Source organism: Nonomuraea aurantiaca (genome assembly GCF_020215705.1).
GTDB lineage: Bacteria > Actinomycetota > Actinomycetes > Streptosporangiales > Streptosporangiaceae > Nonomuraea > Nonomuraea aurantiaca.
This window is the reverse complement of record NZ_JAIWNB010000019.1, coordinates 75832-96771: the sequence shown is the minus strand read 5'-3', so window position 1 is coordinate 96771 and position 20940 is coordinate 75832. Positions and strand designations below refer to the sequence as shown.

Below are 20940 nucleotides of genomic sequence, written 5' to 3'. Positions count from 1 at the left end.
GTCGCCGCACACCAGCGGAGACAACGCGGAAGTGGCTCAGTGGTAGAGCATCACCTTGCCAAGGTGAGGGTCGCGGGTTCGAATCCCGTCTTCCGCTCGGAGCTTCCGGCTCGGTGGAGTGGCCGAGAGGCGAGGCAACGGCCTGCAAAGCCGTCTACACGGGTTCAAATCCCGTCTCCACCTCCCAGGACGATTAGCTCAGCGGGAGAGCACTTCCCTGACACGGAAGGGGTCACTGGTTCAATCCCAGTATCGTCCACCATTTAGCGCAAGACCTGGTCAAACAGGGGTTATGGCCCCAGCCCACGGCACCTGCCGGAAGCTGGGGCTTCTTGCTGCCATGGGTTGATCATGGCCGTTGTCAGCACCAGTGCCGATGTTGTGCGGACCCATGATGACCGTGATCCGGCGATCTCCCTTGACGCCGCTCGTCCCCAGCCAGCCGCCACGCCATCCGCGATACGTCAGCGAGCTCCCTTCACGCGCTCACCCCCGCGTTCCACCAGCTACGCGATGAAGGCATCGCGGCGCTTCATGGGTTCCGGAGTCCGCCTCAGGCCACCGGGTCGATCGATCCGCCGCGGCGCAGGGTGCGGATGCCTCGTGCACCGAGGTACGGCCGCGCGGTCAGGTTAGGCCGGCGCGCCGCCGGGATCTGACACGCGGGAGACAGGTCCGATCTTGGCCCTGGTCAAACGGACCTCCACGGGTTACCATCCGTGAACACATCCGATGTATGTGGCCCTCAGGAGCTGTCATGCCGACCGCCACACCGATACGTCTGTGCGCCGCCCTCCTCTTATGCCTCTGTCTCCTGCCCGCCCTGCCCGCCTGGGCCGATCAAGGTGCGCCCGGAAGCTGGAAGGTCTCCGCCTTCCCCGGCGGTCCGGCGGCGGAGCTCTCGCTCGACCTCCAGGCGGGCACCCTCACCTTCGCCGCGACGCACCGCGGCGGCCGTGTCCTGGAGCCGAGCCCGGTCGGCATCGTCACCGAACGGGCCGACCTGTCCCAGGGACTGCGCTTCCTGCATCGCCGCGACCGTCTGGTGACCGAGCACTACACCACCACGGTGGGCAAGCGGCTCAGGCGGTCGGCGCTCATGCGCGAGGCGACGTTCGCCTTCGCGAACGCCACCGGTGCCCGGCTCGACCTGGTCGTCAGGGTCGCGCGGGACGGCGTCGCCTACAGGTACCGGCTGCCGGAAGACTACGGTCCCGTCCTGCGCGAGACGTCCGCGTACACGCTGCCCCGGAACGCCACCGCCTGGCTGGCCCAGCACCGGCGCGACTACGAGAACCCGTTCGTCCAGTACACGGCCCTGACCGCGCCCGCGGCCGACTTCATGGTGCCCGCGCTGTTCGAGACCGGCGGCCACTACGTCCTGTTCACCGAGTCCGGCCTCGACGGCGGCTACTCCGGGCCGCGACTGGCGCACGAGGAGGGCACCGGCACCTACAGTCTGCGGCTTTGGGACGAAGAAGTGCAGGCCGGCGAGAGCCCATGGCGGGTGCTGATCGCCGGGGACCTGGCCACGGTCACCGAGTCCACGCTGGTGGACGACCTCGCCCCCGATTCCCGGGTCCGCGACACCTCCTGGATCGCGCCGGGCCAGGTGCTGTGGACCTGGCTCGCCGGCGGCAGGGAGGCGGGGCAGAGCCTGGAGAAGCAGCAGGCGTTCGTCGACTACGCCTCGGCGCGCGGCTGGCCGTACGTGGCGGTGGACGCCGGGTGGTACTTCCTGAAGGACCAATGGGACGTCACCGATCCAAACTGGCCGACCACCAGCTGGATGCCGCGGCTCGTGGAGTACGGGCGGGCCAAGGGCGTGGGGATCGTGGTGTGGATCCACTTCCGCGATCTGGACACGCCGGAGGAACGCGCGCTGTGGCTGCCCACCCTGAGCCGCTGGGGCGTGCGCGGCGTCAAGATCGACTTCATGGACTCCGAGTCGCAGGAGCGGCTGCGCTGGTACGACGAGATCCTGCCGGCGACCGCGGCGAACCGGCTCCTGGTCAACTTCCACGGCTCGACCATCCCCAAAGGCATCCACCGCACCTGGCCGCACGTGATGACGATGGAGGGCGTGCACGGCGGCGAGAAGCGCACGCTCACCACCGCCCACATCACCACCCTGCCCTTCACCAGGAACGTCGTCGGCTCGATGGACTACACGCCGATGGCCTTCCACCGGGCGGGCCGGCCCACCTCCGACGCGCACGAGCTGGGCCTGGCGGTGACGTACGAGTCCGGCCTGCAGGATCTGGCGGGCACCGTCGAGTCCTACCAGGCCAGGCCGGAGGCCGAACGCTTCCTCGAGCAGGTGCCCACCGCCTGGGACGAGACGCGGCTGCTGTCCGGCCGCCCGGCCGACCACGTGGTGCTGGCCCGGCGCAGCGGCGACCGCTGGTTCGTGGGGGCCGGGATCTCGGGCGCGGCGCGCACGCTCGACGTGCCGCTGAGCATGCTGCGCGGCCGGTGGCTGGTCGAGGTCGTCCGTGACGGCCCGGCCGGCCTGGTACGCGAAAGCCACGTGGTCGACGGGCCCCGCGGCCGGCTGTCGGTGCCGGTGCCCGACGAGGGCGGATACGCCGCCGTCGCCTGCCACTGGCATCCTCGGATCACGACCTGCGACCGCTAGACCTCCGACCAAGGCTCCACCCACACCTCCGATGTATAGGTGCATTTTGATGAGAAGACGGTTTTTGGCAGGGCCGATCGTCCTGCTTCTCGGCGCGGCGCTGACCGTGGTCCCGGCCGCATCGGCGCAGGCGCGTGAGCCCGCCGCGGAGCCGTACACGCTGTGGTACGACGAGCCGGCCCCCGACACGAACGAGGGCTGGGAGACGCGGTCGCTGCCGATCGGCAACGGCGCCATGGGCGCGACCGTGTTCGGCGGGGTGGGGGCGGAGCGGCTGCAGTTCAACGACAAGACCCTGTGGACCGGTGGCCCCGGTGTGGCCGACTACAACTTCGGCAACTGGGACGCCCCGCGACCCGGCGCGCTGGAGGCCGTCAGGGAGCGGATCTGGAAGGAGGGCGGCATCCCGCCCGAGGCAGTCCTGGCCGCGCTCGGGCTGACTTCGGACACGCCGCGCCAGCGCCGGTTCGGCGCGTACCAGAGCTTCGGCGACCTGCGGCTGGCCTTCCCCGGGCTGCCCGCGCAGGCCGATGACTACCGCAGGCGGCTCGACATCACGCGCGGGGTGGCGGGCGTGTCGTTCACGGCCGGCGGCGTCCGCCACACCCGCGAGTACTTCGCGTCCGCGCCCGCGGGCGTGATCGTGGCCCGGCTGGCCGCCGACAGGCCCGGCGGCGTGACCTTCACCGCCGGCATCGCCGTGCCGGCCAACCGCTCGGCGAGCGCCACGGCCGAGCGCGGCCGGCTCACCGTCAAGGGGTCGCTGACGAGCAACGGGATGGCGTACGAGGCCCAGCTGCGAGTGCTCAACCAGGGCGGGAGCCGGACCGACAACCCCGACGGCACCATCACCGTGACCGGCGCGGACTCGGTGGTCCTCATCCTCGGCACCGGCACCGACTACGCCGCCGACTACCCCACCTACAAGGGCGAGGACCCGCACGGCAAGCTCACGGCGCGGGTGGACGCCGCCGCGCGCCAGGGGTACGCCAGGCTGCTGGCCGCGCACCGGGCCGACCACGCCGCGCTGTTCGACCGGGTACGGCTGGACCTGGGCGGAACCCTGCCCGCGATCCCCACCGACGAGCTGCTCGCCCAGTACGGCAACGGTGCGAACCCGGCCGCCGACCGGGCGCTGGAGCAGCTCTTCTACCAGTACGGGCGCTACCTGCTCATCGCCTCCTCCCGCCCCGGTTCGCTGCCCGCCAACCTCCAGGGCGTGTGGAACCTCCAGGAGGCGCCGCCGTGGCAGTCGGACTACCACCTGAACATCAACCTGCAGATGAACTACTGGCCCGCCGAGATGACCAACCTGGCCGAGCTGGCCCGGCCGCTGCACGACTACGTGAACGGGCTGCGTGAACCCGGCCGGGTCACCGCCGAGCAGATGTACGGGGCGCGCGGCTGGGTCGCCCACCACGCCTCGAACATCTTCGGCCACACCGGCGCCTGGGACCACCCCGCCTACTTCTTCCCCGAATCGGGGGCCTGGCTGTCCGAGCAGCTCTACGACCACTACCGCTTCACGCTGGACGAGCGCTTCCTGAAGCGGACCGCGTACCCGATCATGAAGGAGACCGCGCGGTTCTGGCTCGACTACCTGCGGACCGACCCCCGAGACGGCAGGCTCGTCGCCATCCCCAGCCGCTCCCCCGAGCTCGGCCCGGCCACGGCGGGGGCGTCGATGTCGCAGCAGATCCTCTTCCAGCTGTTCACCGACCTGCGCGAGGCCGCGGGGCTGGTGGGCGACCGGCAGCAGGCGACCGTGGCCGCCGGCGTGCTGGCCAAGCTGGATCCCGGCCTGCGCGTCGGCCGGTGGGGGCAGCTGCAGGAGTGGAAGGAGGACATCGACGACCCGGCGGAGACCCACCGGCACGTCTCCCACCTGTTCGCGGTGCATCCGGGGCGGCAGATCTCCCCGCGTACGACGCCGGAGCTCGCGGCGGCGGCCAAGGTCTCCCTCAACGCCCGCACCGACGTGGGCACCGGCTGGAGCAAGGCGTGGAAGATCAACTTCTGGGCTCGGCTGCTCGACGGCGACCGCGCGCACAAGCTGCTGCGCGACCAGCTCCAGACCAGCACGCTGGCCAACCTGTGGGACACCCACCCGCCGTTCCAGATCGACGGGAACTTCGGTGCGACCTCCGGCATGACGGAGATGCTGCTGCAGAGCCACCTCGGCGCGATCGACCTGCTCCCGGCGCTGCCCGCCGCGTGGCCGGCCGGCCGGGTGACGGGCCTGCGTGCCCGCGGCGCCCACACAGTGGGGCTGAGCTGGGCGGCCGGGAAGCTGTCTGAGGCCCGGCTGACCTCCGACCAGGGCGGCGAGGTCAAGCTCCGCAATGACGCGTTCCGCGGCGGGGTCCGGGTCACGGCGGGGCACGGCCGTCCGGTCGCGTACCGCGTGGACGGAGACACCGTGACGTTCCGGGCGCGAGCCGGCGGTGACTACCGGATCGACGTCGTCGGACGGTAGACGACGACAGGCCCTAGGGGTGGGCGTCCTCGGCCGGGGGCCCGGGCTTTCGGCCGACGCCGACCATCACCCACGCCTTCTCCGGTCTCTCGTTCAGGAAAGGGCTCTCGGGCCGCCATTCCCGGACGTACACCAGCCCGGGTTCGACCAGCTCTAGCCCGTCGAAGAAGGGCAGCACCGTCTCGCGCGTACGGGCGCCGCCTTCGGCGTGGCCCAGCATCCTCCGGTAGAGGGCGACGATCGGCTCCGCCACCTCCGGGCGGGAGTCGAAGACGACGTGCGTGATGACGATGTGGCTGCCGGCCGGCAACGCGTCGCGCAACTCGGCCACGCGCTGGAAGGGCTGGTGGTTGTCCGGGATGTACTGCAGGACGCCGAACAGCAGCACCGCCACCGGCTGGTCGAGGTCGATCACCTGCCGCAGGTCGGGGTCGGCCAGCAGCTCGGCGGGATGCAGGATGTCGCCCTTGACGACGCCGGTCCCGGCCCCCCTGGCCAGGATCGCGCGGGCGTGCGCGAGCACCACCGGGTCGTTGTCCACGTAGGCCATGCGGGCGTCGGGGGCGAGGGATCGGGCCAGTTCGTGGGTGTTGGGTTCGCTGGGGAGCCCCGAGCCCAGGTTGATGAACTGGGTGATGCCCTGCTCCACGAGAAACCGGATCACCCGTCCCTGGAACGCCTGGTGCTCCTGCGCCATGACCCGGACCTCCGGCGCCTTGGCCAGCACGGCCTCGGCCGCCTCCCGATCGACGGCGAAGTTGTCCTTGCCCCCGATGAAGTAATCGTGCATCCGGGCGAGGTTCGGTGTGCTGGAGTCGATTCCTGCGATCCACCGGGCCTCGTCACTCATGCGGCGTCTCCTCCACTGTCGAATAGCTCTTTGATTATGCCCAACGACAGCAAGCTACGCCGAACCTATAAAGCCGGACATTACACCTCGACCAGCGGTGATGAGATGCGCTCACGTTTGGGCCTTGCTGGAGTGGCGAGGGTGGCGGATGCTGACGGCAGGCCCCCCAGCCGTGTGAGGTGTCCGTGATGCGTCGCCGATCCATCGCCGTCGTCCTCCTCCTTCTGACTGCCTTACTGGCCCCGCCCGGGGGCAGGTCGGCGGCGGCGTCCTCACCGGCCACGCCGGGAGACGGGTCGGCGACGGCGGCGTCCGACGTGCGGGGGTTCGTCGACGCGCACAGCCACCTGTTCTCCTACGAGGCGTTCGGCGGCATGCTGCTGTGCGGGAAGCCGTTCGACCCCGGCGGCATCTCCCACGCCCTGGCGGACTGCCCCGATCACTACCCCCACGGCGAGCTGGCCTGGTTCGAGAACTTCACCCGGACCGGCTCAGCGACCGGCACCCACGACCCGGTGGGCTGGCCCACGTTCCGCGACTGGCCGGCGCACGACTCGCTGACCCACCAGCAGGCGTACTACACGTGGGTGGAGCGGGCCTGGCGCGGCGGGCTCCGGATCATGGTCAACGACCTGGTGGCCAACCGCCAGCTGTGCGCGATCTACCCGCTGAGGAAGAACTCCTGCGACGAGATGACCACGATCAGGCTGGAGGCGCAGCGGGCCCGTGAGCTGCAGGACTACATCGACACCCAGTACGGCGGGCCCGGACGGGGCTGGTTCAGGATCGTCCTCGACCCGACCGAGGCCAGGCGGACGGTCGAGGCGGGCAAGCTCGCCGTCGTTCTGGGGATCGAGACCTCCGAGCCGTTCGGCTGCCGCCAGATCCTCGGCATCCCGCAGTGCACGCAGGGGCAGATCGACCGGGGGCTGGACGAGATGTACGCGCTCGGCGTACGGAGCATGTTCGTCTGCCACAAGTACGACAACGCGCTGTGCGGCGTGCGCTTCGACTCCGGCACCCAGGGCGCCATCGTCAACCTGGGCAACCTGCTCAGCACCGGCTCCTTCTGGCAGGCGCGCACCTGCACCGGGCCCGCGCACGACAATCCGATCGACCCCGCCGGAGTCCTGCCCGACCAGCTGGCCGGGCTGCTGCCACCGGGCGTCTCGCTGCCGATCTATCCCCCCGCGCCGCACTGCAACACCAGAGGGCTGACCTCCCTGGGCGAGTACATGGTCAAGGGGATGATCCGCCGGGGCATGCTGGTGGAGCTCGACCACATGAGCGCGAAGGCCGCCGGCAGTACGCTCGCCATCCTCGAGGCGGCCGGCTACCCGGGCGTGATCTCCTCCCACAGCTGGGCCGACCCGAGCTACTTCGACCGGATCTACGCCCTTGGCGGGATGATCACGCAGTACGGGCACGACGCGCGGGACTTCGTCGCCGAGTGGCGCCGTACCCAGCCGCTCAGGCAGGCCCACCAGATCCCCGGCTACGGCTACGGCCTGGACGTCAACGGCCTGGGCCGGCTGCCCGCGCCTCGGGCCGGCAACGCCGCGAACCCGGTGACGTACCCCTTCACGTCCTTCGACGGGAGCGTGTCCCTGGACCGGCTGCGTACCGGCGACCGGGTCTGGGACGTCAACACCGACGGCGTCGCCAACTACGGCCTGGTGCCCGACTGGATCGAGGACATGCGGATCATCGCCGGTCCGGACATCGTGCGGGACATGGCGGCGGGCGCCGAGTCCTACCTGCGCACCTGGACGGCCGCCGCGGCCCGCCGCATCCCGTAGCCCCATCTCGGTCGCTACCGCGCTAATGGCCGCGTACGGCCTGGATCGCCGCATCCCGCGTGAGCAAGGCGCCGCGGTCGTAGGCCGTGGCGAAGGCCGCCTCGCCGAGCAGGGCGCGGGCGCGTTCGGCGGGCCGTAGCAGGTTGTCGAAGCCGCTCAGGTCCGTCGTCCCCCGCAGTGCGGCGGCCAGGCCGAGCAGGTGGGCGGCGCGCGTGGGGTCACCGTCGGCCAGGGCGAGCGCGGCGCGCAGGTGGGCCGCGCCGGCCAGGGCCGGCATGTCCACCGCGTCGGCGGCCAGCTCGATCGCGGTGTCGAGCAGCGGCCGGGCGTTGTCGGCGTCGCCGTCGAGCAGGGCGGCCATGGCCCGGTAGCAGCCGGCCGACGCCCGAACCGGCGCGTGGAGGGCCATGGCCTCCACCGCGTCGAGCTCGCGCCGGGCGGCCGCCCGCTCGCCGCTTCTGAGCAGGAGCTCGGCCCGCGCCAGCCGGATGTACTCGATGCCTTCCTGCTTGCGCAGCTGCTGGGCGAAGTCCCAGGCCGCCCGCATGTCGCTCTGTGCCCGGTCGAGCTCGCCCAGCCGCGCGCGGGTGATCGCGAGGCCGGCCAGGATGGCCGCCTGGTCTTCGACGATGCCGAGCTCGCCGGCCAGGCGGAGCGCCTCCAGCCGCGCGTCGATCGAGGCGCTCAGGTCGCCCCGGCGGGCGTGGTGCTCGGCCAGCACGCGTAACGCCGAGGACAGGGCCCAGCGTTCGCCGAGGTCCTCCAGTCCCCGGCGGGCCTCGTCCAGGAGGGTGAAGGCTCGGGCGACGTCGCCCTCGTACTCCGCCACGATCGACCGCATCATGAGCGTCGTCGCGCGCTCCCAGCCGGTGAGCCGCGGCAGCAGCCGATCGGCCGAACGCGCGGCGCCCACCGGATCGCCCAGCCAGACGGGCGCCAAGAGCAGCAGCACCCACCCGGACGCCTCCTCGCCCAGCCGGTCGCGCAGCTCCAGGCCGGTGTTCATCGCCTGCTGGGCCGCCTCGACCGCGCCGAGCCCGTGGTGGGCGAACGCCGCCAGCACCAACCGCACCGGGCGCTGGGCGTCGGGCACCTCGCCGGGCAGGTCGAGGACGCCGCGCGCCCAGTGCATGCCCTCAAGGGACCTGCCCTCCAGGTACCAGAACCACCAGACGGCCGCGAGGAGCCGTACGCCCAGCTCCGCGTCCCCGGCCTCGGCCGCGAACCGCAACGCGGCCAGGAGGTTGTCGTCCTCGGCCCGCAGCCGCGCCAGCCAGTGGAGCTGGTCCGCCCTGCGCAGCTCGGGGTCGGCGGTCTCGGCGAGCCGCAGGAATTGGCGGGCGTGCCGGTCGCGGACGGCCCGGTCCTGCCCGGCCTCGCTCAGCCGCGCCATCCCGTACGACCGGACGGTCTCCTGCATGCGGTAGCGCTCGCCGGACGGCTCGACCAGGGACTTGTCCACCAGGGCGGTGACGACGTCGAGCACGTCGCCGGTGTCCGGTCCGCTCACCGCTTCGAGCGCGTCCAGCGTGGCGCCGCCGGGGAAGGCGGCCAGGAGCATCGCGAGTTCGCGTTCGCGGCCGGACAGCAGGTCCCAGCTCCAGTCGACGACCGCCTGCAAGGTCTGGTGCCGGGGCAGGGCCGTACGGCTGCCGCTGCTGAGCAGGCGGAACCGGTCGTCGAGCTTGGCGGCGATCTGCTCGACGCTCAACGCGCGCATCCGCGCGGCGGCCAGCTCGATGGCCAGCGGCATCCCGTCGAGCCGTCCGCAGATCTCGACGACCGTGCCGGTGTTGTCCTCGTCCAGCACGAAGCCGGGGCGGACCAAGGCCGCGCGCTCGGCGAAGAGCCGCACGGCCGGATAGGACCGCGGATCGCGGACCACGCCCGCCGGCCACTCCAGGGGCGGGATGGGATAGAGGCTCTCCCCGCCGATGGCCATCGACTCCCGGCTCGTCGCCAGGACGCGCAGGTCGGGGCAGGCGCCGAGCAGCCGGTCGGCCAGGTGCGCGACGGCCGCCACGACGTGCTCGCAGTTGTCCAGGACGAGCAGCACCCGCCGGCCGTCCAGCGCCTCGGACAGCCGGTCCAGCGCCTCGGACAGCCGGTCCGTGGCGTCGCGAGCCGGGGCGCCCTCGGCGGGCGCGGGCTCGAACCAGCCGGAGTCTCTGGCGCCGATCGCCGTGAGCACCGCGTGGGCGACGTCAAGCGGCTCGCGCACCGCCGCCAGCTCGACCAGCCAGACGCCGTCGGGGGCGAGCTCGGCGGAGCGCTGCGCGACCTCGGTGGCCAGCCGGGTCTTGCCCGCGCCGCCCGGCCCGACGACGGTGACCAGCCGGGCGGCTTCCAACGCCTTGGCCAGCTGCGCCAGCTCCTCCTCCCGGCCGACGAAGCTGGTCACCTGAGCGCGCAGATTGGTCCGCCGGCCCCGGCGCCGGGGCTGGTGCCGAGGGTCGTGCCGTAGGAGGCCCAGGTGGACCTCGGCCAGCTTCGCCGACGGATCGACACCCAGCTCCTCGGCCAGCGTGCGCCGGGTCCGCTCATAGGCCTCCAGCGCGTCCGCCTGCCGTCCGGCCGCGTAGAGCGCGCGCATCAGCAGGCCCTGCAGGCGCTCGCGCAACGGGTGGGCGGCGGCCAGCGGGCGCAGCTCGCCGAGGACGTCGGCGCCTTCGGCGAGTTCGAGCTCCAGCCGTGCTTCGGCGGCCGACAGGCGCAGCTCGGCCAGGCGTACCCCCTCGTTGGCCGCGAACGGCAGGCCGGCGAACTCCGCGAGCGCGGGCCCGCGCCACAGGCTTTCGGCCGCACGCAGCGCCGCGAGGTCGCCGGCGCTCGCCAGCCGCTCGAAGCACGTGACGTCGACCTGCTCGGGCTCGATCGCCAGCCGGTAGCCGGGCGGCAGCGACTCGATCGCCGCGGCGCCGACCAACCGGCGGGTGCGGGAGACCAGGGCCTGCAGGGCGTTGGCGCTGCCCGCCGGCGGCTCCTCCCCCCAGACGGCCGCGGTGAGAACCTCGACCGGCACGACCCGACCGGCCTCCAGCGCGAGCCTGGCCAGCAGCGCGCGCAGCCTCGTGCCGGGGATCTCGATCGGACGGCCGTCGTCGGCCCGCATCTCGAACGGGCCCAGCAGCATCACACGCACGCCCCAAGCTTGCCACCCGCCGCGTTGGCTTCCGCCGGGTCCTTCGCCGGTGCTAGCTTTCGCCCGTGATCCTGAATGTGGTCTTCCTGCTCGGGGCGCTGGCCTTGATCGTGGCCAACGGGATCTTCGTCGCGGCGGAGTTCTCCCTGGTGACCGTCGAGCGCGTACGGGTGCACCAGTTGGCGGAGTCCGGCGACCGGGGCGCGCAGGGGATCGAGGCCGCGGTGCGGCGGCTGTCGTTCCACCTGTCCGGGGCGCAGCTGGGCATCACCGTCACGTCGCTGCTGCTCGGCGTCGTGTCCGAGCCCGCCATCGCCGGCCTGCTGGAGCCGCTGCTGGGCGGCGTCCCCGCCGGTCCCGGCGTCGCCGTCGTCCTGGCGATCGTCGTCTCCACGGTGGCGCAGATGGTCCTGGGCGAGCTGGTGCCCAAGAACGCCGCCCTGTCGAGGCCCATGGCCGTGGCCCGGGTGGCGACGCCGCCGCAGCGGGTGTTCTCCGCCGCGTTCGGGCCGCTGATCAAGCTGTGCAACGCGGTGGCCAACGGCATCGTCCGGTGGCTGGGGGCCGAGCCGCAGGAGGAGCTCGCCTCGGCCCGCTCCCCCGAGGAGCTGAGCCTGCTCGTCCGGCTGTCGGCGGAGGCGGGGGCGCTCCAGCCGAGCACCGCCGCCATGCTCCAGCGGGCCCTGCGCTTCGGCGGCAAGATCGCGGCGGAGGCGATGACCCCCCGTACGGACTGCGTGACCATAGCCGGATCCACCAGCGTCGCCGAGTTCCTCAAGCTGGCCCGCCGCACCCGGCATCTGCGCATCCCCGTGTGCGGCGCGGAACTGGACGACATCCTCGGCGTGGCGAGCGTGCCGCGCGCGTGTGCCGTGCCGGAGGAGGAGCGGGAGCGGACGCCGGTCGCCGCGATCGTCAGGCCGGCGGTCCAGGTGCCCGAGTCGGTGAGCCTGGAGGTGGTCCAGGAACGCCTCAGCTCGGCGGGCGTCGAGATGGCCGTGGTGATCGACGAGTACGGCGGCTTCGCGGGCGTCGTCACCGCGGAGGACCTGGTGGAGGAGCTGATCGGCGACATCGCCGACGAGTACGACCTGCCGGAGGAGGAGTCGGCCGAGCCCGCGGCCGCCCTGCTCGCGCCGGGCGCCTCGGTGAGCGTGCCGGCCGTGCTGACGGCGGACGAGGTCGAGGAACGCACCGGCTTCCGCATGCCCGAGGGGCCCTACGAGACGCTCGCGGGGCTGGTGCTGGCCCGGCTCGGCCGCATCCCCGATCCGGGCGACGAGGTGGAGGTGGGCGGGTGGACGCTCCGGGTGGAGGCCATGCGTAGCCGGCGGATCGAGCAGGTCACCCTCACCGCGCCGAGGCGGGAGCATCCGTGACCATCACCGACGGCTTGGCCCTCGTGCTGCTCCTGGCGGTCAACGGGTTCTTCGTGGGCGCCGAGTTCGCCCTCATCTCGGCGCGCCATACCCAGATCGAGCCGCAGGCGCGGGCGGGTTCGCGCCGGGCGCAGGCGGTGCTCGCCGCCATGAACACGGTGCCCACGATGCTCGCCGCGGCGCAGCTGGGCGTGACGCTGGCCTCGCTGATGCTCGGCGCGTTCGGCGAACCGGTGGTGTCGCGGGCCGTGGAGCCGCTGTTCGCGGCCGTGGGGCTGCCCCAGGAGATGGTGCATCCGGTCGCCTTCGCGCTGGCGCTGCTCCTGGTGGTGTCCGCGCACGTGATCATCGGGGAGATGGTGCCGAAGAACCTCGCGCTGTCCGGCCCGGACACGGCGGCGCTGTGGCTGGTGCCCCCGTTGTTCGTCCTGGCCCGGGCGATCGGCCCGCTGCTCACGTTGATCCAGGCCATGGCGGGCGCGGCGCTGCGGTTGCTGCGGATCCCGCCGGCCGACGAGATCCACACCGTCTACACCTCGGCGGAGCTGCCGGTGCTGATCGAGGAGTCCCGCCGGCACAAACTGCTGCGGCAGGACGAGCGGGACCGGATGATCGCCACGCTCGCGCTGCAAGCCCGGCCGGTCGGCACGGTCATGGTGCCGATCGGCGAGGTGGTGAGCGTGCCCGCGACGATCGACAGCCTCGGGCTGCAGGAGTACTCGGGGCGCCACGGGCACTCCCGCTTCCCCGTGCACGGCGACAGCCCCACCGAGCTGCGGGGCTACCTGCACATCCTGGACGCGCTCAACGGGCACGGATCCCGTCAGCCGCTGCCGATCCGCGCCCTGCCGCTGATCTCCGGCACGGCGACGCTCGCGGACGTCCTGGCGACCATGCGTCAGCGCCGCGCCCAGCTCGCCGCCGTGACCGGCGACAGGGGGCAGGTGCTCGGCGTGGTCACCTTGGACGACGTGCTCAGCGGGATAGTCCGTCAGCCGTCCCGAGGTCCTTCATGACGACGCCCGCCTTCATCACGATCTCGATGTGCGCGGGGTCGGCCAGCGCGTGGATGCCCCGCAGCGGATCGGCGTCGGTGACCACGAGATCGGCGAGCTTGCCCACCTCCAGCGTGCCCACCTCGTCGGAGACGCCGAGCGCCTCGGCCGCGGTCCGGGTGCCGGCGACGAGGGCGTCCATCGGGGACATGCCGAGCTCGACGAGATGGCCGAGCTCGCGCAGGTTCTGGCCGTGCGGGCAGACTCCGGCGTCCGTGCCCAGCGCGATCTTGGCCTTGCGCGCGATCGCGTGACCGATGTTCTTCTTGGTGATCTCCGACCACTTCACCTTCTTGGCGTAGTGGTACGGCTGCATCTTCTCCTTGTCGATCGCGAACACCGTCGACAGCGTCGGGACGAGGAAGGCGCCGCGCTCCTCCAGCAGATCGAGCCCTTCGTCGTCGATGCCGTACCCGTGCTCGACGCTGGTCACCCCGCCCCGGAGGGCGGTCAGGATCCCCACGCGGCCCTGCGCGTGCGCGGCGACCGGCTTGCCGCCGTGCCGGTCGAGCTCGTCGACGATCGCCCGTACCTCGTCCAGGCGCAGGCCCTCGTCGTCGGGATGGTCGTGCCTGCTGCCCATGCCACCGCTGGTGCAGATCTTGACGAGGTCGGCCCCTTGGCGGAGCACCCGGCGCGTCGCCCGACGGACCTCGTCCACGGTGTCGGCCAGCTCGATCAGCTCGGGCACGGTGTAGGCGACCTCTCCGCCGGGCACATGGAAGTCCCCGTGGCCCGCGGTGTGACTGATCGGGCTCACCGCCAGCTTCAGCCGGGGGCCGGGAATCAGCCCGCGCTCGATCGCCTCGCGAAAGCCCAGGGACAGCCCGCCGAGATCGCGCGCGCTGGTGATGCCCGCCTCGAGCGTCTCCCGGATCCGCGCGGCGGACTCGAGGTGGATCAGAGCCGGATCGTTCTGCAGGCGGTGGTACGGCCCGTTCGCCAGGGCGAACCCCAGATGCACATGACAGTCGATGAATCCGGGCAGGAGCGTCCGGCCCCGCAGATCGCGGACGTCCGCGTCGCGGCCGTCCGGGGCCTCGGCCGCCCTGCCGACGAACCCGATGACGCCGTCCGAGGTCACCTCCAGCACGCCGTCCTCGATGGGCGGCCCTCCGGTGCCGTCGATGATCCTGACGTTGATGAGCCGAAGATTGCGCTGCAGCCTCAAGAGGCGTCCTTCCGTGGCCTGGGCCGGATGTCGAAGCCGGGTGCGCCGGGCACCGAGTCGAGCAGGGTGCGTGTGTACTCGTGCCGCGGGCGCTGATAGAGATCCGCCGCCGGGGCCTGCTCGACGATGTCGCCGTGGTAGAGCACCACGACCTCGTCGCTCACGTGCCGGATGACGGCGAGGTTGTGCGAGATGAACACCATGGTCAGGTCGAGTTCGCGGCGCAGGCTCGCGAGGAGGTTGAGGATCTCCGCCTGGACCGAGACGTCGAGCGCCGAGGTGATCTCGTCGGCGATCACCACCTCGGGCCGGATCATCAGGCCGCGGGCGATCGCGACCCGTTGCCGCTGCCCTCCGGAGCACTCGTGGGGATAGCGGTCGATGGTGTCGGCCGGCATCCTGACGGTCTCGAGCCAGTGGACGATCTCGTCCCGGTGCGCCGTCACCTTCGCCCGGCGCGGGTCCACGGCCTCGGCGAGCGCCTCGCCGATCGTGCGGCGGGGATCGAGTGACGAGTAGGGGTCCTGCGGGATCATCTGGACCTTCCGCCGCATCGCCCGGCGGTCCGCGCCACGTGCGGAGGACACGTGCACGCCGCCGACCTTGACGCTGCCCGCCGTCGGCCGGACGAGCCCGACCAGCGCCTTCGCCAGCGTCGACTTGCCCGATCCGGACTCTCCGACGATGCCGACCGTACGGCCCCGGGCGACGTCCATCGTGATGCCGTGCAGGATGCGCGTCGCGTTGCCGCCCCAGCCGTAGCCCACCTCGAGGTCGCGGACCTCGACGGCGATCGCCTCATCCATGCGAGTGCTCCTTCGCGTGCTCGGGGTCGCCCGACCCGCCGGGCCGGCCGCCCACGGGGCCGTCGATGTCGGGTGCGGCTTCCAGGAGGGTCTTCGTGTACGGGTGGCGGACGGTCTCCACGGCGAGGTCCGCCGCGGCGATCTCCTCCACGATCTCCCCGTGGTACATCACGAGGACGCGGTCACACAGCGCGCGGACCACCCCGATGTCGTGCGAGATGAACACGATGGAGGCGCCGAACTCGCTGTTGACCCGCTTGAGCTCGCGCAGGATCTCGGCCTGGACGGTCACGTCCAGGGCCGTCGTCGGCTCGTCGGCGATGATCAGGCGCGGCTCGACGGCCAGCGCGGTCGCGATCATCGCGCGCTGCCGCATGCCGCCCGAGAGCTCGTGCGGGTGCTGCTTCATGCGGTGTTCGGGCCTGGTCATGTGGACCACCTTGAGCGCGTCGAGCACGCGCTGCCTGGCCGCCTGCGCGCTGAGGCCCTTGTGGGTACGCAGCACCTCGGTGAGCTGACCGCCCATGCGGAGCGCGGGATTGAACGTCGAGCCCGGGTCCTGGTAGATCAGGCTGACCGCCTCCGCCATGAGAGCCGGCGCGACGGGCCGGCGCAGGTCCAGATCGCCGATGGACATGCGGGCGGCGGTGGAGGTCAGGCCGTCCGGCAGCAGTTGCGCGAGCGACATCGCGGTGAGGGTCTTGCCCGAGCCGCTCTCGCCCACGATGCCGACGATCTCACCTCGCCTGATGCCGAAGGAGATGCCCTTGACCAGCGGTTCGCCGCCCGCGTGGATCCACAGGTCGCGGACGTCGGCGAGGTGGTCGCTCGCCGGCACCGCCTCGTCCGGGCCGGTGGAGGGTGCCGCGCTGCGGGCCGTCGCCGTGCGTCCCCGAGGGTTCGCCGCCGCCGCGAGTCCGTCGCCGATCAGCACCGCGCCCAGCCCGGTCAAGATGACGAGGGCCGCCGAACCCGCCATCTGGAAGGGCCGGCCCGCCAGGAGCGACGGCAGGGCCTCGTTCAGCAGCTTGCCCCAGTCGTAGGAGGGCGACTGGACGCCGAGGCCCACGAACGACAGCGCGGAGATGGCCGTGAGCGTGGCCGCGAACGTCGACGCCGACAGCACGAGCAACGGCTCGGCCATGTTGGGCAGCATGTGCCTGACCGCGATGCGGCCGTGGCTCACGCCCAGGAGGCGGGCGGTCGAGACGTACTCCTGCTGCGAGACCTTCGCGGCGAGGTTGGCGGTGAGGCGCGCGAAGTAGGGGATGCCGGACAGGCCGATGGCGATCACCGCGGAGGAGCCGCCCGCGCCGAGCACGGCCGCCACGACGAGCGCGAGGAGGAGCCCGGGGAAGGCCACCATGGCGTCGATCACCCGCAGGCAGATCTCCCTGATCCGGGGCGGTACGAGCCAGACGCCGGTGCCCAGCACGACGCCGAGGACGACCGCTATGGCCGTCGCGCCGACCGTCATCAGCAGGGTGAGGCGGGTGGCGACCAGGCTGCGCAGCAGGACGTCGTGGCCGGCCGCGTCGGTGCCGAGCAGGTGGTCCGACGAGGGCGCGGCGAACCGCGGGCCCAGGCGCTCGCCTGGCCGGCGAACAGGATCGGGGCGAGTACGGCGATCAGCACGACGCAGCCCAGCACGCCCAGGCCGAGCACGAGTCCGGGGTTCCGGCGGCGCCTACGCGGAGACATGCGACCCCCCGAGGGTCCGTGGGTCGATCAGTCCGAGCAGGACGTCCACGAGGAGGTTGATGATCGCGGTGATCATGCCGATGACGAGGACCATGCCTTGGATGACCGGATAGTCGCGGTCGAGGATGGCCTTGATGATGCCGCTGCCGAGGCCCGGCAGCGCGAACACCGATTCGATGATGATCGCGCCGCCGACCATGCCGGTCAGGATCAGCCCGCTCAGGGTGAGCGTGGTGGTGAGCAGGTTCGGCAGTGCCCAACGCACGTGGCGCCGGAGGGCGGGCAGCCGCCAGCCCCGGGCCGTCCGCATGTAGTCGGTCTCCAGCACGACCGCCATCTCGCGGCGGACGACCCGGGAGATGGTGCAGATCGGGCCGATCGCGATCGCCACGACCGGGAGCACGAACGACGCGGCCCCGAAGCGGGGGGTGTAGGCCGGCGGGAAGAGCGGCACCAGCCCGATGCCGAGCGCGAACGTCACGACCAGGAACGAGGCCATGATGTAGCCGGGAATCGAGTCCAGGAAACCGGTGACCATGCCGAAGGCCACGTCCAGCCACTTGCGCCGGCCGCCGCGCGTGAGCACCCCGATGAGCATGCCCAGCGGGACCGAGATCACCAGGACCACGAGGATGCCGGTCACCGCGATGGTGGCGGTGAAGGGCAGGCGGTTCACGATGAGCGCCGACACCGGCTGCCGGTACATGAAGGACGTACCGAGATCCCCGGAGAGGACGCCGCCCACGTGGTCGAGGAATCGCTCCCAGATCGGACGATCGAGTCCGAGCTCGGCCCTGATGCGCTGGATGTCAGCGAGGTCGGCGTTGGCGCCGGCGATACCGACCGCCGGATCACCGGGGATGAGCTGGACGATCAGGAACGACACGACCAGCAGCGCGACGAAGATCACCAGCAGGCTGGCGAGCCGCCGCACGGCGAACCGGAGCCAGGCGGAGGAGATCCGCATCGGACGCTGCCGTGCTCCGGTCAGGGGGTCCGGTGGGGGGACTCCCAGAGCACGCGTGGAATCGAGAGAGGCCATGACTGACGCGCCTTCCGGCTGTTTGCTTTATTTGACGATGCGGAGCGTGGCGGGGTCGAGGTAGTCGTCGAAGGTCCGGATGTCGAACCCGGCGGCGGCGACCGTGGTGGCGGGCAGGGTCGACAGCGGGATCGCGTCGACGCGCTCGAGGAACGACTTCTGCGCGGACTGGAGGGCCGAGCACTGCGCGTTACGGTCGATCTCGCTCATCGCCTTGGTGACGAAGCCGTAGCCCTCCTTGTTGAGCGAGCCCGTCTTGTTGCGGCCGCCGTCCTCGGTGGCCGGCCCCATCACCCGGAGCAGCGAGGAGGTGAGGACGCCCAGCTGGTTGTTGTCGCCCTGGACGTTGATGTCCCAGTCCTTGCCGCCGGCCGTGGTCAGCGTGGCCCAGTTGGCGTTGTCGAGGGAGTCGACGGTCACGGTGGCGCCGGCGTTGCGCAGCGCCTCGGCGATGTAGTCGTTGCCGCCCTGCAGCAGGGTGGTGCCGACGACGCGGAAGCGGACCCCGGTCAGCTTCTTGGCGGCGGCGGCGGGATCCTGGGCGACCAGCAGCGACTTGTCGGTGTTGACGCAGGCGAGCTTGGCCGACCCGACCGACAGGGTCGTGCTGCCCCGCTTGCCGCTGATGATGTCGCTGAAAGCCTTCGCGTCGATGGCCTGGGCCACCGCGGTGCGCAGCTCCGGCTTGTCCGCGAACACCGTGCCCGGACGCTCGTTGAACAGCAGGTACGTCGTGGTGTTCGACGCGACCGACGTGGAGAACGCCTTGTTGCCGTCGAAGCGGGCCACGTTCTCGTCGCTGATCGTCCCGATGTCCAGGCTGCCGGCGAGCAGCTGGGTGGCGATCGTCGCGTAGTCGGTGATCGGCGCGAGGGTTACCTGCTTGGCGGCCACGCCCGTCAGCGGCTTGGCGAACTTCGGCCAGGCCGCATAGCCCTCGCGCAGCGACAGCTGGTAGGAGACCGCGGGCTGCGAGGCGGTCAGGGAGTAGGGGCCGGAGAACGCGCCGGCGACCTTGCCCGCCGCGAGTCCCTTGGTGTCCTTCAGGCCCGCCGGGCACACGATCCCGGCCTGCGGCAGCGTCAGCCCGGTGAGGAAGTCGGACCACGGAGCGGACAGCTCGGCTTTCACCGTGCCGGCCTTGTCATCGGGGGTGAACGTCGCGGTGGCCCCGCCCAGGGCCAGCGTACGGCCCGAGGAACTCGTCTCCTTGGCCGCGAACCGCGTCAGTGAGGCCGCCACCACCGTCGGGGTGATCGGCGAACCGTCCGAGCAGCTCAGTCCGCCGCGGATGGTGAGCGTGTAATGCGCGGCGTCCTCGGCGGTCCACGAGGACGCGATCCCGCCCGCGAGAGTGTTGCCCGCGTCCTTGCGCACCACCGTGTCGAACAGCAGTCGCGCCACGGTGAAGTCGTCGCCACCCTTGGCGAGCGCCGGATCGAAGGTCGCCGGATCGGTGTTCAGCGACATGTTGATGGTGTCGGTGGTCCCCCCACCGGCACCGCACCCGGCCGCGCCCAGCACAACCGCGGCCATCACCGACAGCACAAGAATGGGTTTGCGATACACCAATCCTCCAGGTCCAACCGCGAAAGGAATGGCGTGAGCCTAGGTTCTGCCTGCCGCTGGGCGGGTTTCTGAGGCCCACTTTGCACGGAATTGGGAGATAACGCAGGTCGGGCGCACGATCCTTCCGGAAAGGCCGCCTACCGAAGGTTTCCCGCGTGTTACGGAGACTCGACGGCGATCGCGGCTTATTCGATCTTGTGCGGGCGGCCGCGGACGAGCCCGATCGCGGCGAGGACCTGGCCTTTCCTGCATGATGGACGGATGGTCGACGGCCTGGACTTTCAGATCATCAACGCGCTCCAGATCCATCCTCGGGCCACCTGGACCCAGCTGGGGAGGATTCTTCGGGTCGATCCTTCGACGATTTCCCGCCGCTGGTCGACGCTCACCCAGGAGCGGCAGGTGTGGACGAGCTGCTTCGAGAGCGACGGGCAGCGGACCCATGGGCGAGAGGTCTCGTCTCTGGTGGAGATCCGGTGCGCACCCGGCCGGCGCGCGGACGTGATCGCCGAACTCGGCCGGCAGGGACCCATCTTCAGCGTGCACTGCACCTCAGGCCCCCGCGACCTCTACATCATGGTCTCGACGCACACCCTGCTGTCCATGGACCGCTACATCGACGAGCACATCGCCGTGATCCCCGGCATCGTCGGCACCCAGACGCACTACCTGCGGCGGATCTTCCTCGAAGGATCGGGCTGGCGGCTCAACGCGCTTTCGGACCAGCAGGTCGAGGCGCTGCGCCTGCTCCGTCCGTCCGAGCCGCCCGAACACCGCAAACCCATCCACCGCGACGTGATCACCGCGCTCAGCACGGACGTGCGCCGGACGGCCGCCGACATGCAGCGGGAGCTGGGCCGCTCGATCTCGGTGATCTCCCGGGACATCGACGCGCTGCTCGCGGCGGGCTGGGTCAGATGGCGCGTCGACTTCGCGCACACCCTCATGGGCTGGTCGGCCGCGGCGGTGCTGTGGCTCGACGTCCAGCACTCCGAGATGGAACGCCTGGTCTCCGTGCTCCGGTCGCTGGAAAATGTACGGATGTGCGCGTCGGTGACCGGTGCGACCAACCTGGCGGTCTTCCTCTGGCTGCGCGACCTGCAGGAGCTGGACGAGATCGAGGGCAAGCTGGCGGCGCTGTTTCCGAAGGCGCCGATCAAGGACCGATGGATCGTGCCAGGGATCGCCAAGCGCACCGGCTACATCCTCGACCTCGACAGCCGGCGCCTCCGTTACGTGCCGGTCGGCGGTCAGCCGGTATTCGAAGACTAGCTCGATGCGACTTCATGCGCACCATGCTCGGAAATTTGGT

14 protein-coding genes and 3 tRNA genes are annotated in these 20940 nt (G+C 71.4%); 9 read left to right on the top strand and 8 right to left on the bottom strand.

Going from position 1 to position 20940, the window contains the following annotated elements:
* Window positions 1-25: 25 nt before the first annotated feature.
* From LDL49_RS36100 to LDL49_RS36080, 5 genes are all read left to right on the top strand, one after another.
* Window positions 26-97: transfer RNA gene (locus LDL49_RS36100), tRNA-Gly, on the top strand.
* A 15-nt stretch (window positions 98-112) separates the two neighbouring features.
* Window positions 113-183, top strand: a tRNA-Cys gene (locus LDL49_RS36095).
* 4 nt (window positions 184-187) lie between these two features.
* A tRNA-Val gene (locus LDL49_RS36090) sits at window positions 188-262 on the top strand.
* A gap of 495 nt (window positions 263-757) precedes the next feature.
* Entirely contained in the window at window positions 758-2638 is a 1881-nt protein-coding gene (locus LDL49_RS36085) for a glycoside hydrolase family 97 protein (RefSeq protein WP_225298062.1), read from the top strand.
* A gap of 49 nt (window positions 2639-2687) precedes the next feature.
* Complete coding sequence (locus LDL49_RS36080) at window positions 2688-5114, top strand: glycoside hydrolase family 95 protein (RefSeq protein ID WP_225298060.1); 2427 nt, start codon at window positions 2688-2690, stop codon at window positions 5112-5114.
* A gap of 13 nt (window positions 5115-5127) precedes the next feature.
* Here the strand turns inward: LDL49_RS36080 and LDL49_RS36075 are convergent, their stop codons facing one another.
* Complete coding sequence (locus LDL49_RS36075; RefSeq protein ID WP_225298058.1) at window positions 5128-5964, bottom strand: SAM-dependent methyltransferase; 837 nt, start codon at window positions 5962-5964, stop codon at window positions 5128-5130.
* Between the two features lie 188 nt (window positions 5965-6152).
* Here LDL49_RS36075 and LDL49_RS36070 point away from each other — a divergent pair, with 188 nt between their 5' ends.
* Entirely contained in the window at window positions 6153-7763 is a 1611-nt protein-coding gene (locus LDL49_RS36070; protein ID WP_225298056.1) for an amidohydrolase family protein, read from the top strand.
* 22 nt (window positions 7764-7785) lie between these two features.
* On the opposite strand, the gene LDL49_RS36065 is transcribed toward LDL49_RS36070, so the two are convergent.
* Window positions 7786-10896 carry an ATP-binding protein gene (locus LDL49_RS36065; RefSeq protein ID WP_225298299.1) on the bottom strand — a complete coding sequence of 1037 codons (3111 nt, stop codon included), beginning with the start codon at window positions 10894-10896 and terminating at the stop codon, window positions 7786-7788.
* Window positions 10897-10970: 74 nt separating this feature from the next.
* Here LDL49_RS36065 and LDL49_RS36060 point away from each other — a divergent pair, with 74 nt between their 5' ends.
* Both LDL49_RS36060 and LDL49_RS36055 read left to right on the top strand, forming a co-directional pair.
* Window positions 10971-12284 carry a hemolysin family protein gene (locus LDL49_RS36060; RefSeq protein ID WP_225298055.1) on the top strand — a complete coding sequence of 438 codons (1314 nt, stop codon included), beginning with the start codon at window positions 10971-10973 and terminating at the stop codon, window positions 12282-12284.
* On the top strand, window positions 12281-13300 hold the full coding sequence (locus LDL49_RS36055) for a hemolysin family protein (RefSeq protein WP_225298053.1): 1020 nt from the start codon (window positions 12281-12283) through the stop codon (window positions 13298-13300). The genes LDL49_RS36060 and LDL49_RS36055 overlap by 4 nt, the downstream gene beginning before the upstream one ends.
* Here LDL49_RS36055 and LDL49_RS36050 read toward each other — a convergent pair.
* The 6 genes from LDL49_RS36050 to LDL49_RS36025 all read right to left on the bottom strand — a co-directional run bounded on the left by LDL49_RS36050 (window position 13260) and on the right by LDL49_RS36025 (window position 19628).
* Window positions 13260-14510 (bottom strand): metal-dependent hydrolase family protein, encoded by a 1251-nt coding sequence (locus LDL49_RS36050; protein ID WP_225298051.1) that lies wholly within the window; start codon window positions 14508-14510, stop codon window positions 13260-13262. The two genes, LDL49_RS36055 and LDL49_RS36050, sit on opposite strands and share 41 nt — an antisense overlap.
* Window positions 14507-15316, bottom strand: coding sequence for an ATP-binding cassette domain-containing protein (locus tag LDL49_RS36045; protein WP_225298050.1), 810 nt, complete (start codon window positions 15314-15316; stop codon window positions 14507-14509). The genes LDL49_RS36050 and LDL49_RS36045 overlap by 4 nt, the downstream gene beginning before the upstream one ends.
* Window positions 15309-16793, bottom strand: coding sequence for a dipeptide/oligopeptide/nickel ABC transporter permease/ATP-binding protein (locus LDL49_RS36040; protein ID WP_225298047.1), 1485 nt, complete (start codon window positions 16791-16793; stop codon window positions 15309-15311). The genes LDL49_RS36045 and LDL49_RS36040 overlap by 8 nt, the downstream gene beginning before the upstream one ends.
* On the bottom strand, window positions 16793-17017 hold the full coding sequence (locus tag LDL49_RS36035) for a hypothetical protein (protein WP_225298046.1): 225 nt from the start codon (window positions 17015-17017) through the stop codon (window positions 16793-16795). The genes LDL49_RS36040 and LDL49_RS36035 overlap by 1 nt, the downstream gene beginning before the upstream one ends.
* A complete protein-coding gene (locus LDL49_RS36030; RefSeq protein ID WP_225298043.1) occupies window positions 17004-17984 on the bottom strand; it encodes an ABC transporter permease in 981 nt (326 codons plus the stop codon). The genes LDL49_RS36035 and LDL49_RS36030 overlap by 14 nt, the downstream gene beginning before the upstream one ends.
* 102 nt (window positions 17985-18086) lie before the next feature.
* On the bottom strand, window positions 18087-19628 hold the full coding sequence (locus tag LDL49_RS36025; protein ID WP_225298041.1) for an ABC transporter substrate-binding protein: 1542 nt from the start codon (window positions 19626-19628) through the stop codon (window positions 18087-18089).
* 261 nt (window positions 19629-19889) lie between these two features.
* On the opposite strand from LDL49_RS36025, the gene LDL49_RS36020 reads away from it, so the two are divergent.
* Window positions 19890-20900, top strand: a complete 1011-nt coding sequence (locus LDL49_RS36020) for an Lrp/AsnC family transcriptional regulator (RefSeq protein ID WP_225298039.1) — start codon at window positions 19890-19892, stop codon at window positions 20898-20900.
* Window positions 20901-20940: the final 40 nt, after the last annotated feature.

What these genes read in the sequence shown, in the direction of transcription:
- LDL49_RS36045 (WP_225298050.1), bottom strand. Translation starts at nt 15,316, where the DNA reads ATGGATGAGGCGATCGCCGTCGAGGTCCGCGACCTCGAGGTGGGCTAC.
- LDL49_RS36080 (WP_225298060.1), top strand. Translation starts at nt 2,688, where the DNA reads ATGAGAAGACGGTTTTTGGCAGGGCCGATCGTCCTGCTTCTCGGCGCG.
- LDL49_RS36075 (WP_225298058.1), bottom strand. Translation starts at nt 5,964, where the DNA reads ATGAGTGACGAGGCCCGGTGGATCGCAGGAATCGACTCCAGCACACCG.
- LDL49_RS36040 (WP_225298047.1), bottom strand. Translation starts at nt 16,793, where the DNA reads ATGACGGTCGGCGCGACGGCCATAGCGGTCGTCCTCGGCGTCGTGCTG.
- LDL49_RS36070 (WP_225298056.1), top strand. Translation starts at nt 6,153, where the DNA reads ATGCGTCGCCGATCCATCGCCGTCGTCCTCCTCCTTCTGACTGCCTTA.
- LDL49_RS36085 (WP_225298062.1), top strand. Translation starts at nt 758, where the DNA reads ATGCCGACCGCCACACCGATACGTCTGTGCGCCGCCCTCCTCTTATGC.
- LDL49_RS36030 (WP_225298043.1), bottom strand. Translation starts at nt 17,984, where the DNA reads ATGCGGATCTCCTCCGCCTGGCTCCGGTTCGCCGTGCGGCGGCTCGCC.
- LDL49_RS36020 (WP_225298039.1), top strand. Translation starts at nt 19,890, where the DNA reads ATGGTCGACGGCCTGGACTTTCAGATCATCAACGCGCTCCAGATCCAT.
- LDL49_RS36035 (WP_225298046.1), bottom strand. Translation starts at nt 17,017, where the DNA reads ATGTCTCCGCGTAGGCGCCGCCGGAACCCCGGACTCGTGCTCGGCCTG.
- LDL49_RS36065 (WP_225298299.1), bottom strand. Translation starts at nt 10,896, where the DNA reads ATGCTGCTGGGCCCGTTCGAGATGCGGGCCGACGACGGCCGTCCGATC.